The organism is Hoeflea sp. IMCC20628 (assembly GCF_001011155.1).
Lineage (GTDB): Bacteria > Pseudomonadota > Alphaproteobacteria > Rhizobiales > Rhizobiaceae > Hoeflea.
Genome location: NZ_CP011479.1, coordinates 217,893 through 237,348 on the forward strand (window position 1 = coordinate 217,893; position 19,456 = coordinate 237,348).

Here is a 19,456-nt window from a genome sequence, read left to right on the forward strand (position 1 = left end):
GTTGAAAATGATCATGAAATTAGCAATGGCCGGGCTATTGGCGACAACAGTTATGGCAGCCGTGCCGGCGCAGGCAGAGACCTTGCGCCTTTTGACATGGGGCTCTTATGCTCCTGACGAGCTGGTAAAGAAGTTTGAAGCGCAAAATCCCGACATCACTGTCGAGGTGACTTTCTCCAACAATGAGGAAATGATCGCCAAGCTTCGCGCTACCGGCGGCGCCGGTTTTGACCTGGCTCAGCCGAGCCATGACCGCATTTATGCGGTTCAGCAGGAATACAACATATACAAGCCGATGGATCTTTCCAAGATCAACACCGAGGCCATGCAGACCAAGCTGCTTGAAGGCGTGAAAGCCAACACCACGATCGATGGCGAAGTCTATGCCGTGCCGCACCAGTGGGGCACATCGGGCCTGATGGCCAACAAGGCATTGGCGCCTGACGTCAAGGCATGGGGCGACCTTTGCGATCCGCAGTACAAGGGCAAGACCTCGATGCGCCTGAAGCGCACCATCCTGCTCGGGATGGCGTTCGACATGGGCGAAGACCCGTTTGCAGCCTATGCCGACCTCGACAAGTACCAGACCATTCTGGACAAGGTCGCCGACAAGCTGATCTCGTGCAAGGACAACCTCAAGGCCTACTGGAAGGGCGGCGACGACCTTTCGGCGATGATGATGTCAGGCGAAATCGTGGCTTCGGAAACCTGGGACTCGACCGCCTACAAGCTCTATGGCGAAAACAAGGACATCGTGTTCGTGCCACCGAAGACCGGCGCGCTTGCCTGGATCGACACTTTCGCATTGCCGCGCAAGGGCGAAGCTGATGATGCCGCCTACAAGTGGATCAACTTTGTGCTTGAGCCTGAGAACGTGAAGATCATGTCGGCCAGCACCGGCGCCATTGCAGCCGTGAATGGCGGCAAGGACCTGTTGCCTGATGACAAGAAGGCTGCCGTCAATGCCTCCTTTACCGACGAAGACATCAACAATTTGAAGTTCTTCGCCAACATCCCCGCCGGTGTTGAGGATATGGAAGGCAAGACGCTGGAAAAGATCAAGGCTGCCACCGGCTCCGAATAAGCCCGGCACTACGATCCTTTTTCGTAACATGATGCGGCTGCGCAATCCCTTTTTGCGCAGCCGCATCAGACCTTCAATGACTGATGACGACAACGCACTGGGCACTCGATGCAATCAAACACCGGGAACGATCTGGCAAACGCCGAGTACGATCTGGAATGTATCCAGATCAAAAAACACTTCGGGTCCGTCCGGGCCGTTGATGATGTCTCTTTCGAGATCCCCAAGGGTTCGTTCTTTTCCATTCTCGGCCCATCGGGATGCGGCAAGACAACGCTGATGCGGATGATCGCCGGGTTTGAGCAACCGACATCTGGCGATATCCGGATCAAGGGGAAATCCGTTGTCGACACACCGCCGAACCGGCGCAATGTGAAGATGGTGTTCCAGCATCTGGCCTTGTTCCCGATGATGAATGTCTATGAGAACATTGCCTATGGCCTGCGCTGTGCCGGTGCCTCGAAAGAGGAGATCCGCACCAAGGTGCATGATGTTCTCGAGCGCATTTCACTACCCGATGTGGCCAATCGCGAGATCACCCAGCTTTCCGGCGGCCAGAAGCAGCGCATCGCCATTGCCCGCTGCATGGTGCTCGACCCCGATGTGCTGTTGCTTGATGAACCCCTTGGCGCTCTGGATCTGAAACTGCGTGAGGCGATGAAGATCGAACTCAAACTGTTGCAGCATCAGTTCGATACGACCTTTGTGTACATCACCCATGACCAGTCCGAAGCGCTGGTCATGTCCGACCATGTGGCGATCATGAATGAAGGCAAATTCGTTCAGATCGGTACGCCGCAAGAACTTTACCACAAGCCTTCGGCGGCCTTTGTCGCCGGATTTGTCGGAGACACAAATCGATGGTCGGGCCGTGTGTCGCGCGTCGAAGGCGGCACTGTCGAAGTTGAAACAGAGGCCGGACTGACCATGCGCGGATCCGTGCGCGGCGGCGGTGCTGCAAGTGTTGGCGATGCGGTCAATGCCTTTGTCCGCCCGGAATTCATCAAGGCGGAAAGATCTGCCGGGAAAGCCGATACCACCGGTGCGAACCAGAATGTGATTGAAGGCAAAATCGACAGCATCCTGTTCAATGGTGCCAACAGCCGGGTTCTCGTTCGCGATCAGGCGGGAGAGCTTATTGAGGCTGATGTTGTGCTGACCGGCGGAACACAGGATTTGAAGCCAAAAGATCACGTCACGCTTTCATGGTCGGCCGAACAGACCATGAGCTTTACGGTTTGAGGATGATCCGATGATGCAAAAAGACATCAAACGGCTGTCGCTCATACTCCTGTTTGCGCCGTTCGCGCTGTGGATCGCGTTGCTGATCATACTGCCGCATCTGGGCATGTTCTACATTTCACTTCGCGAGAAGGTCGCGCCGCGGGTCTATGAATTCGGGCTGGACAATTACATCAATTTCTTCACCGAGCCGATCTACTGGAACACCCTTATCCGCACCGGCTCGATGTCGCTATTGGTGACCGCGCTGGCATTGGTGCTCGGGTTTCCGATCGCCTATTACATTGCCAAGATTGCCGGTAATCGCACCCGTGGCGCGTTGTTCCTGATGTGCCTGATCCCGCTGTGGGTCAGCGACCTGATCAGGGCTTTCGGCTGGATCCTGCTGCTCAGGGAAACCGGAATCGTCTCCAGCAGCCTTCAATGGGCCGGGCTGATCAGCACGCCGATCGAGTTCTTGTACAATGATGCCACTGTCATCGTCGGTCTGGTTTACACAGTGATCCTGTTCATGATCGTGCCGCTGGTCTCGACGCTGGACGGCATGGACAATGCAATGATCGAAGCTGGCTACAATCTCGGCGGCAATGGCCCGACCGTGCTGCGCCGGATCATCATCCCCTACGCCATGCCTGGCATCGTGTCGGGATGCATCGTCGTGTTCATGCTGACTGCCGGCAGCTATCTGACGCCTATCCTGCTGGGCGGCAAGAACTCAAGCTGGTTCACCGAGCAGATCTATGACCAGTTCATTACCCGCTACAATTGGGAATCCGGTGCGGCATTTGGCTTCCTGCTGCTGGCGTTCACATCGCTGGTGGTTTGGGGCGGCCTGAAACTATCGGGTCAGACCCTGAACAGCACAGTGGCGAGAAGCTGATGGCGATCAAACCCAACACCGCGTTCTTGACCAGCTACCGGCTTTATGTGGCAGCGTTCTTCGTGTTTCTGGCGGCACCCTTGGTTGCCGCCGGCATGTTTGCCTTCAATGATTCCGTCTTTCCCTCGCTGCCTTGGCAGGGGTTCACGCTTGACTGGTTCTTCAACGACACCGAACCAAAGCTCGGAATGTTTCATGACCGGAGACTGCTGCGCGGGCTCTATTATTCCTTCGTCATTGCAAGTTTTGTGTCGTTGCTTTCGGTGTTTGTCGGCACCTGCAATGCTTTCCTGTTCGTGCGCTGCAAGTTCCCGGCGAAGGATTTCTTCTACATCATGATGGTGTTGCCGCTGGTCATTCCCGGCGTCATTCTGGGTATCTCGATCCTGCTGCTCGCCAGCAACATCGCCAACGGGGCCGAAGAAGCGTTCTCGCTCGATCTGGATTTCCTGCGTCCTGGAATTATCCTGGTGGTGCTTGGGCAGTTCTCCTTCATCACCACAATCACCTCGCTGGTGATTATCGCCCGATTGAAGAAATTCGATGAATCGATGGAAGAGGCCGCATTCAATCTTGGCGCCAGCCGGGTGCGGGTGTTGCGGACGATCACTTTGCCATTCCTGTTTCCGGCGATGGCCGCTGCCAGCATCGTGGCGTTTCTGGTGTCATTTGAAAACTTCAACACCACGTTGTTTCTGGTGGGATCTGAAGCGCCGCTGACGATCACCATGTATGACCGGATGGTCAAGGTCGGCTCAACACCGGTGCTCAATGCAGTCTCGTTCTTCCTGATGGTCGGCTCGGCGCTTCTCGCCGTGGTTTCCATCCTGGTGCAACGCGACAAACCCCAAACCTGAATCCCCATACCGGAGTCCCCGAACCAAAGAGTGGCGCTTCCCGTGCAGACTTATGACTTTGTGATTGTTGGCGCAGGTTCGGCTGGTTGTGTGCTGGCCAACCGGCTGTCCGAGAACGGCAAGTATTCCGTGCTGCTGCTCGAAGCCGGTGGCCATGACAGGAACTACAAGATCTGGATGCCGATCGGCTATGGCATGGCGTTTTACGACAAGCGTATCAACTGGATGTACAGGTCCGAGCCTGATCCGGGCACCGACAACCGTGTCAGCTACTGGCCGCGCGGCAAGGTGATCGGCGGCTCTTCCTCGATCAACGCCATGGTCTATATCCGTGGGCATCAGGGTGATTTTGATGACTGGGCTGCTATGGGCAATCCCGGCTGGGGGTGGAACGATGTGCTGCCCTTTTTCAGGAAGAGCGAAACCAGCGATCAGGGCGCAACCGAGTGGCGTGGCGGCGGTGGGCCGTTGCATGTCTCGACCATGGACCAGGACCTGCATCCGACCTGTCAGAATTTTATCCGTGCCGGAGAAGAATGCGGCCTGACCTACAATCCGGATTTCAATGCCGCCACCAATGAAGGCATAGGTCTGTACCAGAACACCGCCAAGGGCGGCTTCCGGATGTCGGCGGCCCGCGCCTATCTGCATCCGGCAAGACGGCGCCCCAACCTGACTGTCATCTCGCGCGCTCACGCGACCCGGATTCTGTTTGACGGAACGCGCGCCAAGGGTGTCGAATATGTCCGCAACGGAAAGCTCGAGCAGGTTTTGGCTGGCCGCGAAGTTATCGTTTCGAGCGGGTCGGTGAATTCGCCGCAATTGCTGATGCTGTCCGGCGTCGGTCCCGCCGATGTGCTCAAGCGGCATGGCATTGATGTCGTGCGCCAGCAACCGAATGTCGGCCGGCACCTGCAGGATCATCTGTGTATCGACCATACCTACAAGGCCAAGGTCCGTACGCTGAATGATGAGCTGAGGCCGTTGCTCGGAAAATTGCGACACGGCATCAACTATGTTCTTCGGCGCAGGGGACCGCTTTCGCTCGGGGTTAATCAAGCGGGTGGCTTTATACGGACCCGGCCCGAGCTGGAACGGCCGAACATGCAGCTCTATTTCTCGCCGGTCAGTTATACCAAAGCGCCGCCGGGCAAGCGGCTACTGATGAGCCCCGACCCGTTCTCGGGGGTCATTATGGGAACCCAGCCAACCCGGCCGACCAGCCGCGGGCACCTGGAACTTCGATCGTCCGACCCTTTGGATACGCCTGCGATCCATCCGAATTATCTGTCGACCAATCATGATGTTGCAGAGCAACTGGAAGGCGCCCGGTTTCTGCGCAAACTGGCTCAGGCGCCTGCCTTTGCCGGAATTCTCGAGGAGGAAATCCGTCCCGGACGTCAGGTGGAAACTGACGAGGAGATGATTGCAGATATCCGCGCGCGGGCAGGCACCGTCTTCCACCCGGTCAGCACCTGCCGCATGGGCGAGGACGAGACCGGCAGCGTGGTAAATGCACGGCTTCAGGTTCACGGTCTGACACATCTGCGGGTCATCGACGCGTCTGTTTTTCCGACGGTGACATCAGGAAACACCAATGCGCCGACAATCATGGTGGCGGAAAAAGGGGCAGACATGATCCTCTCCGACCACGCGGGAACATAAGATGGCAAATTCAAGCGATTGTTTTAGCTTAGACTTCAAGCCCGCGCCTTACTGGTGGGATGCAAGCCCACGCCAGGCCGATGAAACGGCAAAATTGCCTGTCAACGCCGATGTGGTGATCATCGGATCAGGTTATACCGGCCTGCATGCAGCGGTGCAGACCGCGCGCGCAGGGCTGGATACGGTCGTGGTCGATGCCGAGCCAGCTGGCTTCGGATGCAGCACCCGCAATGGCGGACAGATTTCCACCAGTGTAAAGCCTTCCTTTTCCACGCTCACGCGGCGCTATGGGGAAGAGCGTGCGATCAGCATTCTGAAGGAAGGCCAGGCTTCGCTCGATCACGTCGCGCGTTTCGTCGGTCAGGAAAAAATCGAATGCGATTTCGGGGTCGTTGGCAGGTTTCATGGCGCGCACACAGCCGGACAATACAACAAGCTGGCGCGCGACTACGAAATCCGCCATCCCGGCTTTGAAACAGGCGCATTCATGGTTTCGCGTGGTAATCAACACAGCGAACTAGGTACGGATGCATATCACGGTGGAATTGTTTTTCCGCGACATGCCAGCATCGATCCCGGCAAATACCATTCAGGGCTTTTGGGAGTTGCTCGCTCCGCGGGCGCAAACATCATCAGTCAGTGCCGTGTGGAGACTCTCGAACGCACCTCGCAAGGGTTCGATGTTGCAACGAGCAAGGGTCGCATTCGCGCCAACAAGGTGATCATCGCGACAAATGGCTACACCGGGTCGCTAACGCCCTGGCAGCAACGCCGGGTAATCCCGATCGGATCCTATGTCATTGCCACCGAGGAAATTCCTGCGGCGGTGATGGACAGGCTGTTTCCGACCAATCGCGTTCTCTCCGACACCAGAAAGCTCGTCTACTATTACCGGCCATCGCCGGACCGGAAACGGATATTGTTTGGCGGCCGTGTGTCTCTGCAGGAAACCGATCCGCGCAAGAGCGGCCCGAAGCTGCTTGCCGAACTGGTCAGGTTGTTTCCGGAACTGGCGCAAACCCGCATCAGCCACTCCTGGGCCGGCATCGTGGCGTTTACCTTCGACACGCTGATGCATTGCGGCGAGGACAACAATCTTTTCTATGCCATGGGCTATTGCGGCTCCGGCGTCGGCATGGCGGGTTATCTCGGATCAAGGATCGGGTTGGCTGCGGCGGGCATTGACAAAGACCTCGGCGCCTTCAGCACGATCCCGTTTCAGACCCGGCCGTTCTACACCGGAAATCCGTGGTTTCTCGGCCCGTCCGTAGCAATGTACAGACTGCGGGATCGGCTTGGGCTGTAAATCAGTCCCTCTTGCGCGGGCGAAACGCGCGGTTCCAAGCGCCGGTTGCCGCAGATAGCAGTGGTTCTTTCAATAGCAACTCTTCGCATAGGCATCGTATTGACGCCCTTCGGCCGTTGCCCTGCGCGCATCGCGCTCCGGCATCGGACCAGCCACAACGACCCAATAGCCGGGCGTAAAATTCGGACAGTTCCTCGAGTTCATCACCTGCCATTGGCGCGACAGATTCCGAGCCCGATTATTGGCGTTCTTGCGGCTGCTGAAAGCGCCGGCTACCGCGTACCATTCTTCGTTGGCAGCTTTGTCGGTGTAGCTGTCGAGGCTGAACAGCAGTTCGTCATAGCGGTACCTTGTAACCTCGCATCGCCTGTTACGAACCGGGGCCTGACCTTCGAGCAGAATCGAATTGGGGCGGATGGCGCCTTCGACACTGTAATCAATTGCGCCGCATTGGGCGCTGAAACGGCGTGCCGTGCCAGACACCGCACCAATCCTGGAAATAGTACCTTCGAACAATGTGGTTCCAACGCGAATGCCTATTTTTCGCAATGAAGCTTTTGGCCTGGAGTAGGAAATGTACAAGTCATCGCCGCACATTTCCACTTGCATGATCGAACCGTTGTGATCGTAGTCATCAACCGAGCAATTGCTGGCCTGAGACTGTCCGGCAAATCCGAGCAGCAATAAAATCGTCCACACAGGCCAGAGGCGGTTTGACATGGTCAGTCCTTTCATCCGGTCAAATCTCGATTTTATCGACCGTTTTGTATCTTTTCATCTGTCGTTCAATTTGAAACCTACACTCTGAATCGTCGATGAACAGATTAAAATGAAGGGGAGGCCGGCTTCTTTTCAATATAATCGTTCGATTGAGTGATATTGCCAAATACATTTGGTAGCAAAATGCAATCGCAACCATCGGTAATTTTTACGAAGGTCCGTACCTGTATGGTTGCTAATTCATGAATCGGCCAAATAATGCTTTACAGGAATGCATTTCACCTTAGTCTTGAAGGGATTGAATTGCGATAAATATAGATAAAACAGTCGTATTTTGAATTTATTGGGGGATGGCCGGGTATGTTTTCTTTTCGTGCATTGATGTCTTGGATTGTCCTGACGCTGTGTCTTTCATCGTTTCCTCTCAGCGCATTTGCCCAGGCTTACGGCACCAAAGATGCCCAGTATGTCACCAATTCCCGAAACGATTCCGTGCTCAGATATATTGTCTGTCTGGAACTTGTGGCGGGTACGTTGCCGGCAAGCATGAGCATGGACAGCCGGCTCAAGCGTGGGGAAGACGATTGCAAGACAGCCGCCTCGCGGCTCCCCAATTCGGCACGTGAACCGGACGCCGACGATATCCGCGGAATGATCCTTGAATGCGGCTTTCGCGCCGGTGAAGCTTCCGGCAACGCCGATTGTGGCGGTACGCCAACTGCAGGGCGAAACCAGAACACCCGGGGGCCGAAACGCCCCGGCGCGGCTGGCGGTGCCGATGACGTCACGCTCGCACCCAGGATCATCCAGCTCGGAAAATGGGTTGAAGGCATCGTGCATGACGGCTCGAACCTCTGGGTGTCAGAAAGCGGTCAGAGAACCATTGCGCGCGTCGATTACCGCACTGGCAAGCTTCTCGAGCGGTTGAAGGTAGGCCGCCTTCCGATTGCGATTACCTCGATTGGCAAGGATGTATTTACGCTGGTCGCCACCGACAAGGTGATCCTCAAGCATGACGAGCGCAGCAAAAAGACCCGCCTTGCCAACCTCAAGGATTGTCCCACCGCCATGCTGGCTTCCGGAGAGGATCTTTTTGTTCTGGGCGAACCGAATTGCAGTTCCAACGAAAGCCGTTTGACGCGTATCGACGCGCGCACCGGAAAGCAGAAGGCGTCGAGCAATCTGGGCGAATGGGGACAAGCCATCACGGCGTTCGGCTCCGAAATCTGGGTGGGCCATGCACGGGGATCAACGGTTTCTGTCGTCCGCACATCCGACATGAAAGTATCCAAAGTCAAACTGCCGGGCATCGAAGTCTGGGCTATGGCATCCAACAGCAAATCTGTTTTCGCTGGTGGCAGCACAGCAAATTCAAATGCTGACGGAAGCATCGTGATGATTGACGCGCAGACCCGCAAGGAGGTCAGGCGGTTTTCCCCGGCTGAGCGGGTTGCCGAAATCGCAGCCGATGACACCAAGGTTGTCGCTGTCGGCGATGAAGGCACAATCTGGGTCCTGTCGCCCCGCGACCTGTCCCTGCTCCGAACCATTCATGCCAATTCCGGTGACTATGAACCCAAGGCGATCGCATTCGTCAAAGACGAACTGGTGGTTTCCGTTGGTCAGTACATCGGTGAGAAAGGTGCGGTGTTTGTCTTTGCCGATTACCTCCCGCACGGGCTCTCTGTTGCAGCAGGGCCGACAAGGCCCTCATCCAGGCCGCAGCGTCCATCGTCGACGAACAATGGCAAGCCCGGCAATATCAGTCGCCCAGGTCGTCCATCCTCGACAAATACGGGCCGTCCGCCTCAGGTCATTCAGCGTCCCAACAGGCCACAGCGGCCGGGATCGAGCAAAGGCTTTCCTTTGTCTGCACGATCGTTCCAGGGAAATGTCCGCAGCAAACCGACGATCAACAGCGCTATTGTTGCCAAGACAAGCAATATGCAGCCGGTCAAATTGCTGGCGCGCACTGGTGTGATGCTTGCCAACTATCCCTGGTTTTCCATTGAGTTCGCAAATGGGCGCAAGGGGTATCAGTGGGGCAAGCTGATTTGCTCGAAGACCAAGCCGATTGCCGGCACCCGTGGTGCCTGCCCCTCCGACAGACCAACAAAACCGAGATTCAATCCACAGGTCAGTGGAAATCAGGGATCGGGCATCAAGAATGGTCAGTCGAATGGCGCTGACGTGGTTGTTGGCATTCTGAACCTGTTTGGCCAGATAATCGACAGCAACAACAATAAGAACAATTCTTCCAACGGCCAGAATCTGTTCAGCGAAAACATTCAAGTCAGGCCTGGCGATGGTCCGGTTTCGTTCTTCCGTGACCTGAATGATGGCCAATTGGCGATCTACACGCTTCGCGGAAAAAGAGGCCAGAGGCTCCGGGTTGAGTCCTGGTCGCAGAGCAAGAACGCGATCTTCAATATCTACGTCAACAAGGCGGTCGAAGGCGGCCGGACCTTGCCCGGCGCGAACGATGGTGACTATGCCACCTATTTCGACGGTGAATTGCCGGAGAACGGCAACTATCTGATTGCAATTGGCTCCACCGGCGGCCAGACCTCTTACGAACTGGTTGTGACGGTCGACGAGGAAGAAAACAAATACAAGCCGTCCTACGCGGCGGGCGCATCCAACAGCAAGCTTGTGGTTGGAACCTATTCGGGCGCAAACGTCGAATCCGGCAACATCCAGTACAATGAAAAGACCCGGTCTCTGACATGGACCGAGTTCTGTGGTCCGACCATCAGTCTGAACCCGGACTGGGTCAATTCCCGTTTGATTCCGCGCGTAGGTGGTCTCAAGGCATTCCGGCTCAATGTTAAAGACGGCGAGGTTTTGGGCTTCAGAAGTCGCCAGAATACCTATGTCAAACAGGCCGGAATCATGATGCCAATGTGCGTGGCACCACCCAAAAATCCCCGTGGCGGCAAGAATAAGGGCCCGGGTTCAGCAGCGCCTGATTGGGCACTTGACCCGCAGGATGCGCGGCGATCCAAGGACTACAGCAGTCTTCCGAATACCTATTGGAGGATCTGCGAAGCTGCGAACAGCAATCCGAAGTCAAAGGATTTCAACAATGAGAGAGCGTTTTGGGACTGTGCCGATGAAGGCCTCAAGCTGACAGCCGGCACCGGCGGCAACAGCGGAAAAAATCCCGCTGCCCTACCCGATAAGCGCACCAACAAGGATTACCGCCTCGTTCCTTCCGCTGAGCAGCAGATATGTGGGACCAAATACCCTGGCAGCCCCAAGGACGATAAGGGCTATTTCGACTGTATGGACGTCTTCCTTGCGGCAGCGAAAACTGCTGGCAATGGCAATACCCCGGCAGCCCCGGACTGGACGCTCAAGCCTCAGGACAGGATAAGATCGGTCAAGGATTACAGCAGTGTTCCGACTCGTGAGTGGTCGAAATGCGAATCCGCGAACAATGACCCCAAATCGCCGAAGTTCAACAACGAGAAAGCCTTCTGGGACTGTGCCGACCAGGGCCTCCTGTCTGTCGGCGGTGCACCAGTGGCACCTGTTCCTACCGCCCCGGCGGTGCCTGATCCGCGCAGTTCAAAGGACTACAGTGCGGTTCCCGCAGTTGAAGAACAGAAATGTTCAAATGCTTATCCGGTCAGTCCGAAGGACGACAAGGGCTATTATGACTGCCAGGATGCAGCCTTGGCAGCGGTAGGACACACCGCCCCTGTCACGCCGGATCCTCGCTTGAACAAGGACTATAGTGCGGTCCCCACAGCCGAAGACCAGAAATGTGCAGTCGCGTTTCCCGACAGCCCGAAGGACGACAAAGGCTATTATGACTGCAAGGATGCAGCGCTGGCGGTTATCTTGAGCATGCCTCCTGTTGCACCGACTGCGCCTACCGCTTCAGATCCACGCAGTTCGAAGGACTACACTCTGGTTCCGTCTGCTCCGCAGCAGTCCTGCCAAACCAAGTTCCCGGACAGCCCGAAGGATGACAAGGGCTACTATGACTGCATGGATGCGGCGCTGACAGCAGTCGGAACCGGCACCCCAGCAACGCCAGTTGCACCGGGTACGCCTGTAGCTCCTGATCCGCGCAGTTCGAAGGACTACACCCTGGTTCCGACTGCGCCGCAGCAGTCTTGCCAGACCAGCTTTCCGGACAGCCCGAAGGATGACAAGGGCTACTATGACTGCATGGATGCGGCGCTGACAGCAGTCGGAACCGGCACCCCAGCAACGCCAGTTGCACCGGGTACGCCTGTAGCTCCTGATCCACGCAGTTCGAAGGACTACACCCTGGTTCCGTCTGCTCCGCAGCAGTCTTGCCAGACCAGTTTTCCAGACAGCCCGAAGGATGACAAGGATTACTATGACTGCATGGATGCTGCTCTGACCGCTGTCGGAACCGGTACTCCAGCAACGCCTGCTGCTCCGGGCACTCCGGTTGCACCGGGTACACCTGCCGCACCAGATCCGCGCAGTTCGAAGGACTACACCCTGGTTCCGACTGCTCCACAGCAGTCCTGCCAAACCAGCTTCCCGGACAGCCCGAAGGACGACAAGGGCTACTATGACTGCATGGATGCTGCGCTGACAGCTGTCGGAACCGGTACTCCAGCAACGCCTGTTGCACCGGGTACGCCTGCCGCGCCAGATCCGCGCGGTTCGAAGGACTACTCGCTGGTTCCGACTGCTCCACAGCAGTCCTGCCAGACGAACTTCCCTGACAGTCCGAAGGACGACAAGGGCTACTATGACTGCATGGATGCTGCTCTGACCGCTGTCGGAAGCGGCACTCCTGTTGCACCGGGTACGCCTGCCGCGCCAGATCCGCGCGGTTCGAAGGACTACTCGCTGGTTCCGACTGCTCCGCAGCAGTCTTGCCAGACGAACTTTCCTGACAGTCCGAAGGACGACAAGGGCTACTATGACTGCATGGATGCTGCTCTGACAGCTGTCGGAAGCGGCACTCCAGCAACGCCTGTTGCACCGGGTACGCCTGCCGCGCCAGACTCACGCAGTTCGAAGGACTACTCGCTGGTTCCGACTGCTCCACAGCAGTCTTGCCAGACCAGTTTTCCGGACAGTCCGAAGGACGACAAGGGCTACTATGACTGCATGGATACGGCGCTGACAGCTGTCGGAACCGGTACTCCAGCAACGCCAGTTGCACCGGGTACGCCTGGTGCGCCAGATCCGCGCGGGGCCAACGACTACAGTGCGGTTCCGCCGGCCGAAGAGCAGAAATGTTCGAGTGCGTTTCCGAACAGCCCGCAGGACGACAAGGGTTATTACGATTGCCAGGATGCGGCCTTGAAAGCCGTTGGCACCGCGCCGGTTGCACCGGTAGCTCCGGACCCTTCAGCCGGAACGCCCGCCGCGCCGGACCCTCGCGGGGCCAACGACTACAGTGCGGTTCCGCCGGCCGAAGAGCAGAAATGTTCGAGTGCGTTTCCGAACAGCCCGCAGGACGACAAGGGTTATTACAATTGCCAGGATGCGGCCTTGAAAGCCGTTGGCACCGCGCCGGTTACACCGGTAGCTCCGGACCCTTCAGCTGGAACGCCCGCCGCGCCGGATCCTCGCGGGTCCAACGACTACAGTGCGGTTCCGCCGGCCGAAGAGCAGAAATGTTCGAGTGCGTTTCCGAACAGCCCTCAGGACGACAAGGGTTATTACGATTGCCAGGATGCAGCGCTGAAGGCTGTTGGCAACGCGCCGGTTGCACCGGTAGCTCCAGACCCTTCAGCTGGAACGCCTGCCGCGCCGGATCCTCGCGGGTCCAACGACTACAGTGCGGTTCCGCCGGCTGAAGAGCAGAAATGTTCGAGTGCCTTTCCGAACAGCCCGCAGGACGACAAAGGCTATTACGATTGCCAGGATGCAGCGCTGAAGGCTGTTGGCAACGCGCCGGTTGCACCGGTAGCTCCAGATCCTTCAGCTGGAACGCCCGCCGCGCCGGACCCTCGCGGGGCCAACGACTACAGTGCGGTTCCACCGGCTGAAGAGCAGAAATGTTCGGCTGCCTTTCCCAATAGCCCGCAAGACGACAAGGGTTATTACGATTGCCAGGATGCAGCGCTGAAGGCTGTTGGCAACGCGCCGGTTGCACCGGTAGCTCCAGATCCTTCAGCTGGAACGCCTGCTGCGCCAGATCCGCGCGGGGCCAACGACTACAGTGCGGTTCCACCGGCTGAAGAGCAGAAATGTTCGGCTGCCTTTCCCAATAGCCCGCAAGACGACAAGGGTTATTACGATTGCCAGGATGCAGCGCTGAAGGCTGTTGGCAACGCGCCGGTTGCACCGGTAGCTCCAGATCCTTCAGCTGGAACGCCTGCTGCGCCAGATCCGCGCGGGGCCAACGACTACAGTGCGGTTCCACCGGCTGAAGAGCAGAAATGTTCGGCTGCCTTTCCCAATAGCCCGCAAGACGACAAGGGCTATTATGATTGCCAGGATGCGGCGTTGAAGGTTGTGGGCAACGCGCCTGTGGCGCCTGCCGCTCCGGATTCCGATAGCGGAGCTGCCGACAAGTCCTCCGGTGCGGCTGATGATCAGGACGCGGCGCTCAACGAGATTTATGGTTATTGTTCCAGCACCTTTCCCGGTTCGGAAGATCCCTGCTATCAGGCGCTTGCCCAATGTCTTTCGGTGAGTTCAGACACCGATTCAAACGAGTATTTCCAATGCGCCCAGGAAGCGGGTTGGGTTCAGTAGTCTGACCACTGGCCGTTCGCAATTTCGCTTCATCCGCCACAGCGACGTGGCGGATGATTCATAAGAACTGAGCTGTGGACAGATCGCCTTTCGGCGGTTGGCAGCGAGGGGCTTCTTGAAGCAGGCTTGCCTGCTGATCAGGAAGGCGTTTTGCGAGGGATGCTCACAACAGCCTCGGCCTCAATCTCAACCCGGAAATCGCCGATCAGGTTGCCGACCAGGAACGTGGTGTTGGCAGGTGGATTGGTGGTGAAGCGCAGCCCGTGGGCGCGCGCGGCAGGCTCGACGTCTTCGTCTCCACGCAAATACATACGGGTGCGCAGCACATCCTTCGGGTCTCCGCCAAGTGCCCGCACCGAAGCGGCGATCTTGTCGAGAATATAGGTGGTTTGAGCACCAGCGTCGTCGAGCGCAACGGTGCGATCGACACCGTGGGTCGCGGTGGTGCCTGAGACAACGATGCGGTCACCATCGCGCAAGGCCCGGCAGTAGCCGGCGATCGGCTCCCAGAGCGATCCCGAAAACACCCGCGCCCGATCCGGATTTTCGGGATCCGTGACTGCCTCCATGGCGCTGGGCATTTTCGCCAGGTGATGGCTCAGATCGCCCGAGGCGGTGAGAAAAGGCGGCTGGCGGTATTCATCGCCGCAATCACCGGGGATCGGGCGGGTTGCGTCGAAAGCCTGGTTCAGCAATGCGTGGTCGTCCCTGTCGAGTTCGAACTGGAACAGGCGCAGATTGTCGGCGCGATGCTGGTTTTCGCCCAACCGCGCCCCAACGATGGCGCCGGCGACATGGGCATGTTCGAGAACCCAGCGGGTGGCGACGTTGGAAATCGAGACCTTGTGTTTCGTGGCGATATGGCTGGCTGCCTTGAGGATGCCTTGGTAGGCATCCCAGCCGCCGGCGGCATGGATGAACCGAAGATATTTCGAACCGCTCCAGTCGGCGACCGAATCCGGTTCGGGCTTGTCGAGCCAACGCTCGGAGAGAAAGCCGCCGCACAGGGTGCCATAGGCCAGCAACTGCACATTGTGCTTTTTGCAGGTTTCCGCGAGGTGACCGGCGGCGCGGTGATCAATCAGCGAGAAGGAAACCTGGTTGGAGACCAGCGGTATGCCATCGGCCAGGGCAAGATTGAGGTGGGCGGCATCAAAATTGGTGACGCCGATCTCTCCGATCAGGCCGTCTTGTTTGAGCCGCGCCAATTCATGCAGAGCATCGAGCCAGGCGGGGTGCTCGAAGGTCCACCAGTGAAACTGCAGCAGATCGACACGGTCGACGCCGAGGCGATCGAGCCGCTGCTGGACGCCGGCGCGCACTACCTCGGCGGTCATTGGACCGGGTTCGGGGCACCATTTGGTGAAGGCCTTGGGGCGGGGTGTGTCCTTCCAGCCGCGCAACATTTCGCCGGTGATCAACTCGGCGCTGCCGTAATGATCGGCCATGTCAAATGTGTCGAAGCCTTCTTCCGCATAGGCTGTCAGCGCACGGGCGCCCGCCAAAGGATCAAGTGTGACGCCATCTCTTTCCTGATCGGCGACCTGCCAGAGGCCGGTCAGAATGCGACTGATGGAGAGTCCGGGAGCGAGGTCTTTGCGGTCAGGTTTCATGGATTTACTGGTCCTTGTTGCGGCGGCCGAGGTGGCGCGACACCGAGCGCACCTCGGGCAAAATACCCTGCGGCCGCCAGAGAAGAATGACGCACAGCATGACGCCAATGGCCACGATCTGCAGCGACGCGGCTCGGGCTTGCTGATCGGCGGGGAAGATTTCCGAAATCAGCGCGCCTGACAGGGCCCAGATCGCCCAGACCAGAACAGCACCGAGAATGGCGCCTCGATTGTTACCGGAGCCACCGACAATCAGCATGGCCCAGACCTGGAAGGTCATCATCGGAAGGTAATTTCCCGGGGCAATGAATCCGATGAAATGGGCTTGCACCGCACCGGCCAGCGCCATGATGGCGCCGCCAAGCGCAAAGGCCTGGATCCGCAACAGAACAGGGTTCTTGCCCAAGGCTTGCGCCGCAACTTCATCCTCGCGCACCGCCCGCAACGCTCTGCCCCAGGGGCTGCGCAGCAGATGTTCGAGCAACAGGTAGCATGCCAGTACGACGGCCGCGGTCAGCGCCAGATTGATGAAGTTGAAGGCGAAGGCCTGTCCCTGCAACTCAGCAAATGGGCGCGGAATAAACGCCATTCCGAAGGCGCCGCCGGTCAGGCTTTCAGCGTTCTGAAAGACCAGTTGCAGCGCCACGGCGATACCGAAGGTGGTGATTGCCAGGTAGTCGGATCGCATTCGAAGTGTCAGCAAGCCCACAGCCAGCGCAAGCAGCCCACCTGCTGCCATCGCCGCCAGCCAGCCGACAAGGATCGGCAGGTCAAAGCCGCCGATGCGCTCGACTGCATCCGGCGTGGTCAGAGCCGCAGACACGTATGCGCCCAATCCGACGAAGCCGGCAATGCCGACATTGAACAGGCCGGTTTGTCCCCATTGCACATTCAATCCCAGGCACATGATCGCATAGGTCAGTGCCACGGTGAGAAAGAATGCGGTATAGGCGAGTATTTCCATTCAAGCCGCCTTTCGGCCGAAGAGGCCCTGCGGGCGCAGCATCAACACAAGTACAAGAATGACAAAGGAGATGGCGGCCCGCCATTCGGCGCCGACAATTTGCACCGCGAAAGCCTCGGTCAGTCCGATGATCAGGCCCCCCAGCATGGCGCCGGGAATGGAGCCGATGCCGCCGAGAATGGCTGCGGCGAACAGCGGCAGCAGCAAGTCAAATCCCATATAGGGCCGGATCTGCACCAAAAGTCCGGCCATCACGCCGGCAAGGCAGGCCATGCTGGCGCCGATGATCCAGGTGACACGCACCACCTTGTCGACATCAACCCCGAAGACACCGGCAAGGCTCGGGTTCTCCGACACGGCACGCATGGCCCGACCGATGGCTGAGCGGGTAACCAGCAAGTGCAAGACCAGCACCAGAACGCCGGTCAGCCCGATGACCAGAAGCTGGTCCGGCGTGGCGCGCATGCCCAGACCGAGTGGCTTGGCGATCTGCAATGCCTTGGTGAAATAGGCCGGCTTCGCCGTGAAAATGAATTCGAGCAGCGATCTGAGCGCCATGGACGCACCAAAGCTTGCCATGACGATGATGATGGCATCGGCACCACGGGCGCGCAAACGGCCAAACAGGATGCGATCTAGTCCGAGCGCCAGTGCCACGGTCAGCACGACGCCTCCAAGTACGGCCAGCGGCAAGCCCCAGCCAAAGCTGAAGGGATATAGCGGCGCGCCGAGACCGGCAGCCAATCCGCCCAATACACCGGCAACGGTGAGGGTGAGATAGGCACCCCAAGCAAGAAAGTCGCCATGGGTGAAATTGGCAAAGCGCAGGATGGAATAGGTCAATGTCAGGCCGATGGCGCCCAATCCAATGGTTGAGCCGGAAATCAGCCCGTCGATGATGGCTTGCGGGTTCATGCGCTCGCCTCCGCTGCGCGGTGGCCGAGAAACAATTCTCCGAGCAGGCTGCTGTCATGCAGCCCGGCTGTCGGTCCGTCATGCGCCAGTTGCCCGTCAACGAGCACGAGGGCGCGTGATGTCAGCGACAGTGCTGCGCGGACATTCTGCTCGACCAGAACCAATGTCACGCCTGCCTCGGAAATGCGGCGCAAGGTGTCGAATACCTGTCCGACCAATTTGGGAGACAATCCGGCTGAAGGTTCATCCAGCATCAGAACCTGTGGTTCAGTCAGCAGTGCACGCGCCGCCGCAAGCATCTGCCGCTGCCCGCCGGAAAGCGCACCGGCCAGTTCGCGCGGACGCTCGCCAAGGTCGGGGAACATGCCAAGCATCGCTTCGATCCTGCCGGCCCGATGCGGGCGGGGCAGCAATTGTGCCGCAATCTGCAGGTTTTCGAGGATGGTGAGGCTGGTGAAGATGTTGTCGGTCTGTGGCACGAACCCCATGCCCTTGCGTACAAGGTCGTGAGAGGGCAGGCCGGTAACATCCAAATTGCCGAGCCGGACTTGTCCGCCGAAACAGGCGACCTGACCGGCAATCGCCTTGATCATCGTCGATTTTCCGGCACCGTTGGGACCGAGAACGCACACCGCTTCGCCCCTGGGGACGGTAAAACTGACGCCTTTGACAATGGGGAGGTCACGGTCATACCCGGCGCGCAGGTCTTGAACGGAAAGCGCAGTCATGCCGGCATTCCTTCAAGATAGACATCGATCACATCGGCGCGTTTGGTAATTTCCGAGGGTGCGCCCTCAGCCAGTGCCTTGCCTGCCGCCATAACAATGACACGCGGACAGAGCCGGGCGATCATCTCCATATTGTGCTCGATCAGCAGGACCGCGATGCCAAGTTTGTTGATGGCGATGATCCTGTCGATGATCAGATCGAGAAGCGCCGGATTGACCCCGGCGGCAGGCTCATCGAGCAGGATGACCCTTGGTTCGGCCATCAGCACACGGGCAAGTTCCAGCAGTTTCCGCTGTCCGCCGGAGAGCACGGCGGCCGTCTGATCTTCCAGGTGCGAGAGCGAAACAAAATCGAGAATGTCGCGGGCCCGCTTGGCATTTGCTCGCTCCTGGGCGGCGACAAGCCGCGGCGCCACCAGAGCAGAGAACAGGCTTTCGCCGCGCTGGTTTTGCGCTGCGGTCATGACGTTTTCCAGAACCGTCATACGCGGAAATGGTCTCGGAATCTGGAATGTGCGCCCCAGGCCAGCGTGGATGCGGGTTTCCGCACGGGCGTGGGTCAGATCCTTGCCATCAAGATGAATGCTGCCGGAGTCAATCGGGAGCGCGCCTGCCAGCAGATTGAAAAGCGTCGATTTCCCCGCGCCGTTTGGTCCGATGATTCCCAGGATTTCAGTGCCGGAAAGGGCAAGTGAGATGTTGTTGACCACACAGAATCCACCAAAGGATTTGGTGATGCCATGCGCTTCGAGAATGGAGGTCTGACTGGTTCCGGACATT

At 58.2% G+C, this 19,456-nt stretch carries 13 protein-coding genes; 7 read left to right on the plus strand and 6 right to left on the minus strand.

Features of this window, described 5'->3' with window-relative positions; genetic code table 11:
* Positions 1-7: 7 nt before the first annotated feature.
* From IMCC20628_RS01055 to IMCC20628_RS01080, 6 genes are all read left to right on the plus strand, one after another.
* A complete protein-coding gene (locus IMCC20628_RS01055; RefSeq protein ID WP_082127954.1) occupies positions 8-1,084 on the plus strand; it encodes an extracellular solute-binding protein in 1,077 nt (358 codons plus the stop codon).
* Positions 1,085-1,192: 108 nt separating this feature from the next.
* The gene (locus IMCC20628_RS01060; RefSeq protein ID WP_047028659.1) at positions 1,193-2,326 is read left to right on the plus strand and encodes an ABC transporter ATP-binding protein; all 1,134 of its coding nucleotides are present in this window, start codon (positions 1,193-1,195) and stop codon (positions 2,324-2,326) included.
* Positions 2,327-2,336: 10 nt separating this feature from the next.
* On the plus strand, positions 2,337-3,206 hold the full coding sequence (locus IMCC20628_RS01065; protein WP_197078371.1) for an ABC transporter permease: 870 nt from the start codon (positions 2,337-2,339) through the stop codon (positions 3,204-3,206).
* On the plus strand, positions 3,206-4,063 hold the full coding sequence (locus IMCC20628_RS01070) for an ABC transporter permease (protein WP_047028660.1): 858 nt from the start codon (positions 3,206-3,208) through the stop codon (positions 4,061-4,063). The genes IMCC20628_RS01065 and IMCC20628_RS01070 overlap by 1 nt, the downstream gene beginning before the upstream one ends.
* 42 nt (positions 4,064-4,105) lie before the next feature.
* A complete protein-coding gene (locus IMCC20628_RS01075) occupies positions 4,106-5,728 on the plus strand; it encodes a GMC family oxidoreductase N-terminal domain-containing protein (protein WP_047032143.1) in 1,623 nt (540 codons plus the stop codon).
* A 1-nt stretch (position 5,729) separates the two neighbouring features.
* Positions 5,730-7,034, plus strand: a complete 1,305-nt coding sequence (locus IMCC20628_RS01080; protein WP_047028661.1) for an FAD-binding oxidoreductase — start codon at positions 5,730-5,732, stop codon at positions 7,032-7,034.
* Positions 7,035-7,103: 69 nt separating this feature from the next.
* Here the strand turns inward: IMCC20628_RS01080 and IMCC20628_RS01085 are convergent, their stop codons facing one another.
* On the minus strand, positions 7,104-7,754 hold the full coding sequence (locus tag IMCC20628_RS01085) for a hypothetical protein (RefSeq protein ID WP_047028662.1): 651 nt from the start codon (positions 7,752-7,754) through the stop codon (positions 7,104-7,106).
* A gap of 546 nt (positions 7,755-8,300) precedes the next feature.
* On the opposite strand from IMCC20628_RS01085, the gene IMCC20628_RS01090 reads away from it, so the two are divergent.
* On the plus strand, positions 8,301-14,456 hold the full coding sequence (locus IMCC20628_RS01090) for a hypothetical protein (RefSeq protein WP_156174374.1): 6,156 nt from the start codon (positions 8,301-8,303) through the stop codon (positions 14,454-14,456).
* A 137-nt stretch (positions 14,457-14,593) separates the two neighbouring features.
* On the opposite strand, the gene IMCC20628_RS01095 is transcribed toward IMCC20628_RS01090, so the two are convergent.
* The 5 genes from IMCC20628_RS01095 to IMCC20628_RS01115 are packed head-to-tail and all read right to left on the minus strand — an operon-like array spanning position 14,594 to position 19,455.
* A complete protein-coding gene (locus IMCC20628_RS01095; protein ID WP_047028664.1) occupies positions 14,594-16,069 on the minus strand; it encodes an aldo/keto reductase in 1,476 nt (491 codons plus the stop codon).
* Between the two features lie 4 nt (positions 16,070-16,073).
* Positions 16,074-17,033 carry a branched-chain amino acid ABC transporter permease gene (locus IMCC20628_RS01100; RefSeq protein WP_047028665.1) on the minus strand — a complete coding sequence of 320 codons (960 nt, stop codon included), beginning with the start codon at positions 17,031-17,033 and terminating at the stop codon, positions 16,074-16,076.
* Positions 17,034-17,948: a branched-chain amino acid ABC transporter permease gene (locus tag IMCC20628_RS01105; RefSeq protein ID WP_047028666.1), complete on the minus strand. Its 915-nt coding sequence runs from the start codon at positions 17,946-17,948 to the stop codon at positions 17,034-17,036. It abuts the gene before it with no gap.
* A complete protein-coding gene (locus IMCC20628_RS01110) occupies positions 17,945-18,676 on the minus strand; it encodes an ABC transporter ATP-binding protein (protein WP_047028667.1) in 732 nt (243 codons plus the stop codon). The genes IMCC20628_RS01105 and IMCC20628_RS01110 overlap by 4 nt, the downstream gene beginning before the upstream one ends.
* A complete protein-coding gene (locus tag IMCC20628_RS01115; RefSeq protein ID WP_047028668.1) occupies positions 18,673-19,455 on the minus strand; it encodes an ABC transporter ATP-binding protein in 783 nt (260 codons plus the stop codon). Before IMCC20628_RS01115 ends, IMCC20628_RS01110 begins: the two co-directional genes overlap by 4 nt.
* Between the last annotated feature and the right edge of the window lies 1 nt (position 19,456).

Coding starts and splice junctions, on each gene's coding strand:
- IMCC20628_RS01095 (WP_047028664.1), bottom strand. CDS start 16,069: ATGAAACCTGACCGCAAAGACCTCGCTCCCGGACTCTCCATCAGTCGC.
- IMCC20628_RS01085 (WP_047028662.1), bottom strand. CDS start 7,754: ATGTCAAACCGCCTCTGGCCTGTGTGGACGATTTTATTGCTGCTCGGA.
- IMCC20628_RS01065 (WP_197078371.1), top strand. CDS start 2,337: ATGATGCAAAAAGACATCAAACGGCTGTCGCTCATACTCCTGTTTGCG.
- IMCC20628_RS01115 (WP_047028668.1), bottom strand. CDS start 19,455: ATGTCCGGAACCAGTCAGACCTCCATTCTCGAAGCGCATGGCATCACC.
- IMCC20628_RS01090 (WP_156174374.1), top strand. CDS start 8,301: ATGAGCATGGACAGCCGGCTCAAGCGTGGGGAAGACGATTGCAAGACA.
- IMCC20628_RS01105 (WP_047028666.1), bottom strand. CDS start 17,948: ATGAACCCGCAAGCCATCATCGACGGGCTGATTTCCGGCTCAACCATT.
- IMCC20628_RS01060 (WP_047028659.1), top strand. CDS start 1,193: ATGCAATCAAACACCGGGAACGATCTGGCAAACGCCGAGTACGATCTG.
- IMCC20628_RS01110 (WP_047028667.1), bottom strand. CDS start 18,676: ATGACTGCGCTTTCCGTTCAAGACCTGCGCGCCGGGTATGACCGTGAC.
- IMCC20628_RS01070 (WP_047028660.1), top strand. CDS start 3,206: ATGGCGATCAAACCCAACACCGCGTTCTTGACCAGCTACCGGCTTTAT.
- IMCC20628_RS01055 (WP_082127954.1), top strand. CDS start 8: ATGATCATGAAATTAGCAATGGCCGGGCTATTGGCGACAACAGTTATG.
- IMCC20628_RS01080 (WP_047028661.1), top strand. CDS start 5,730: ATGGCAAATTCAAGCGATTGTTTTAGCTTAGACTTCAAGCCCGCGCCT.
- IMCC20628_RS01100 (WP_047028665.1), bottom strand. CDS start 17,033: ATGGAAATACTCGCCTATACCGCATTCTTTCTCACCGTGGCACTGACC.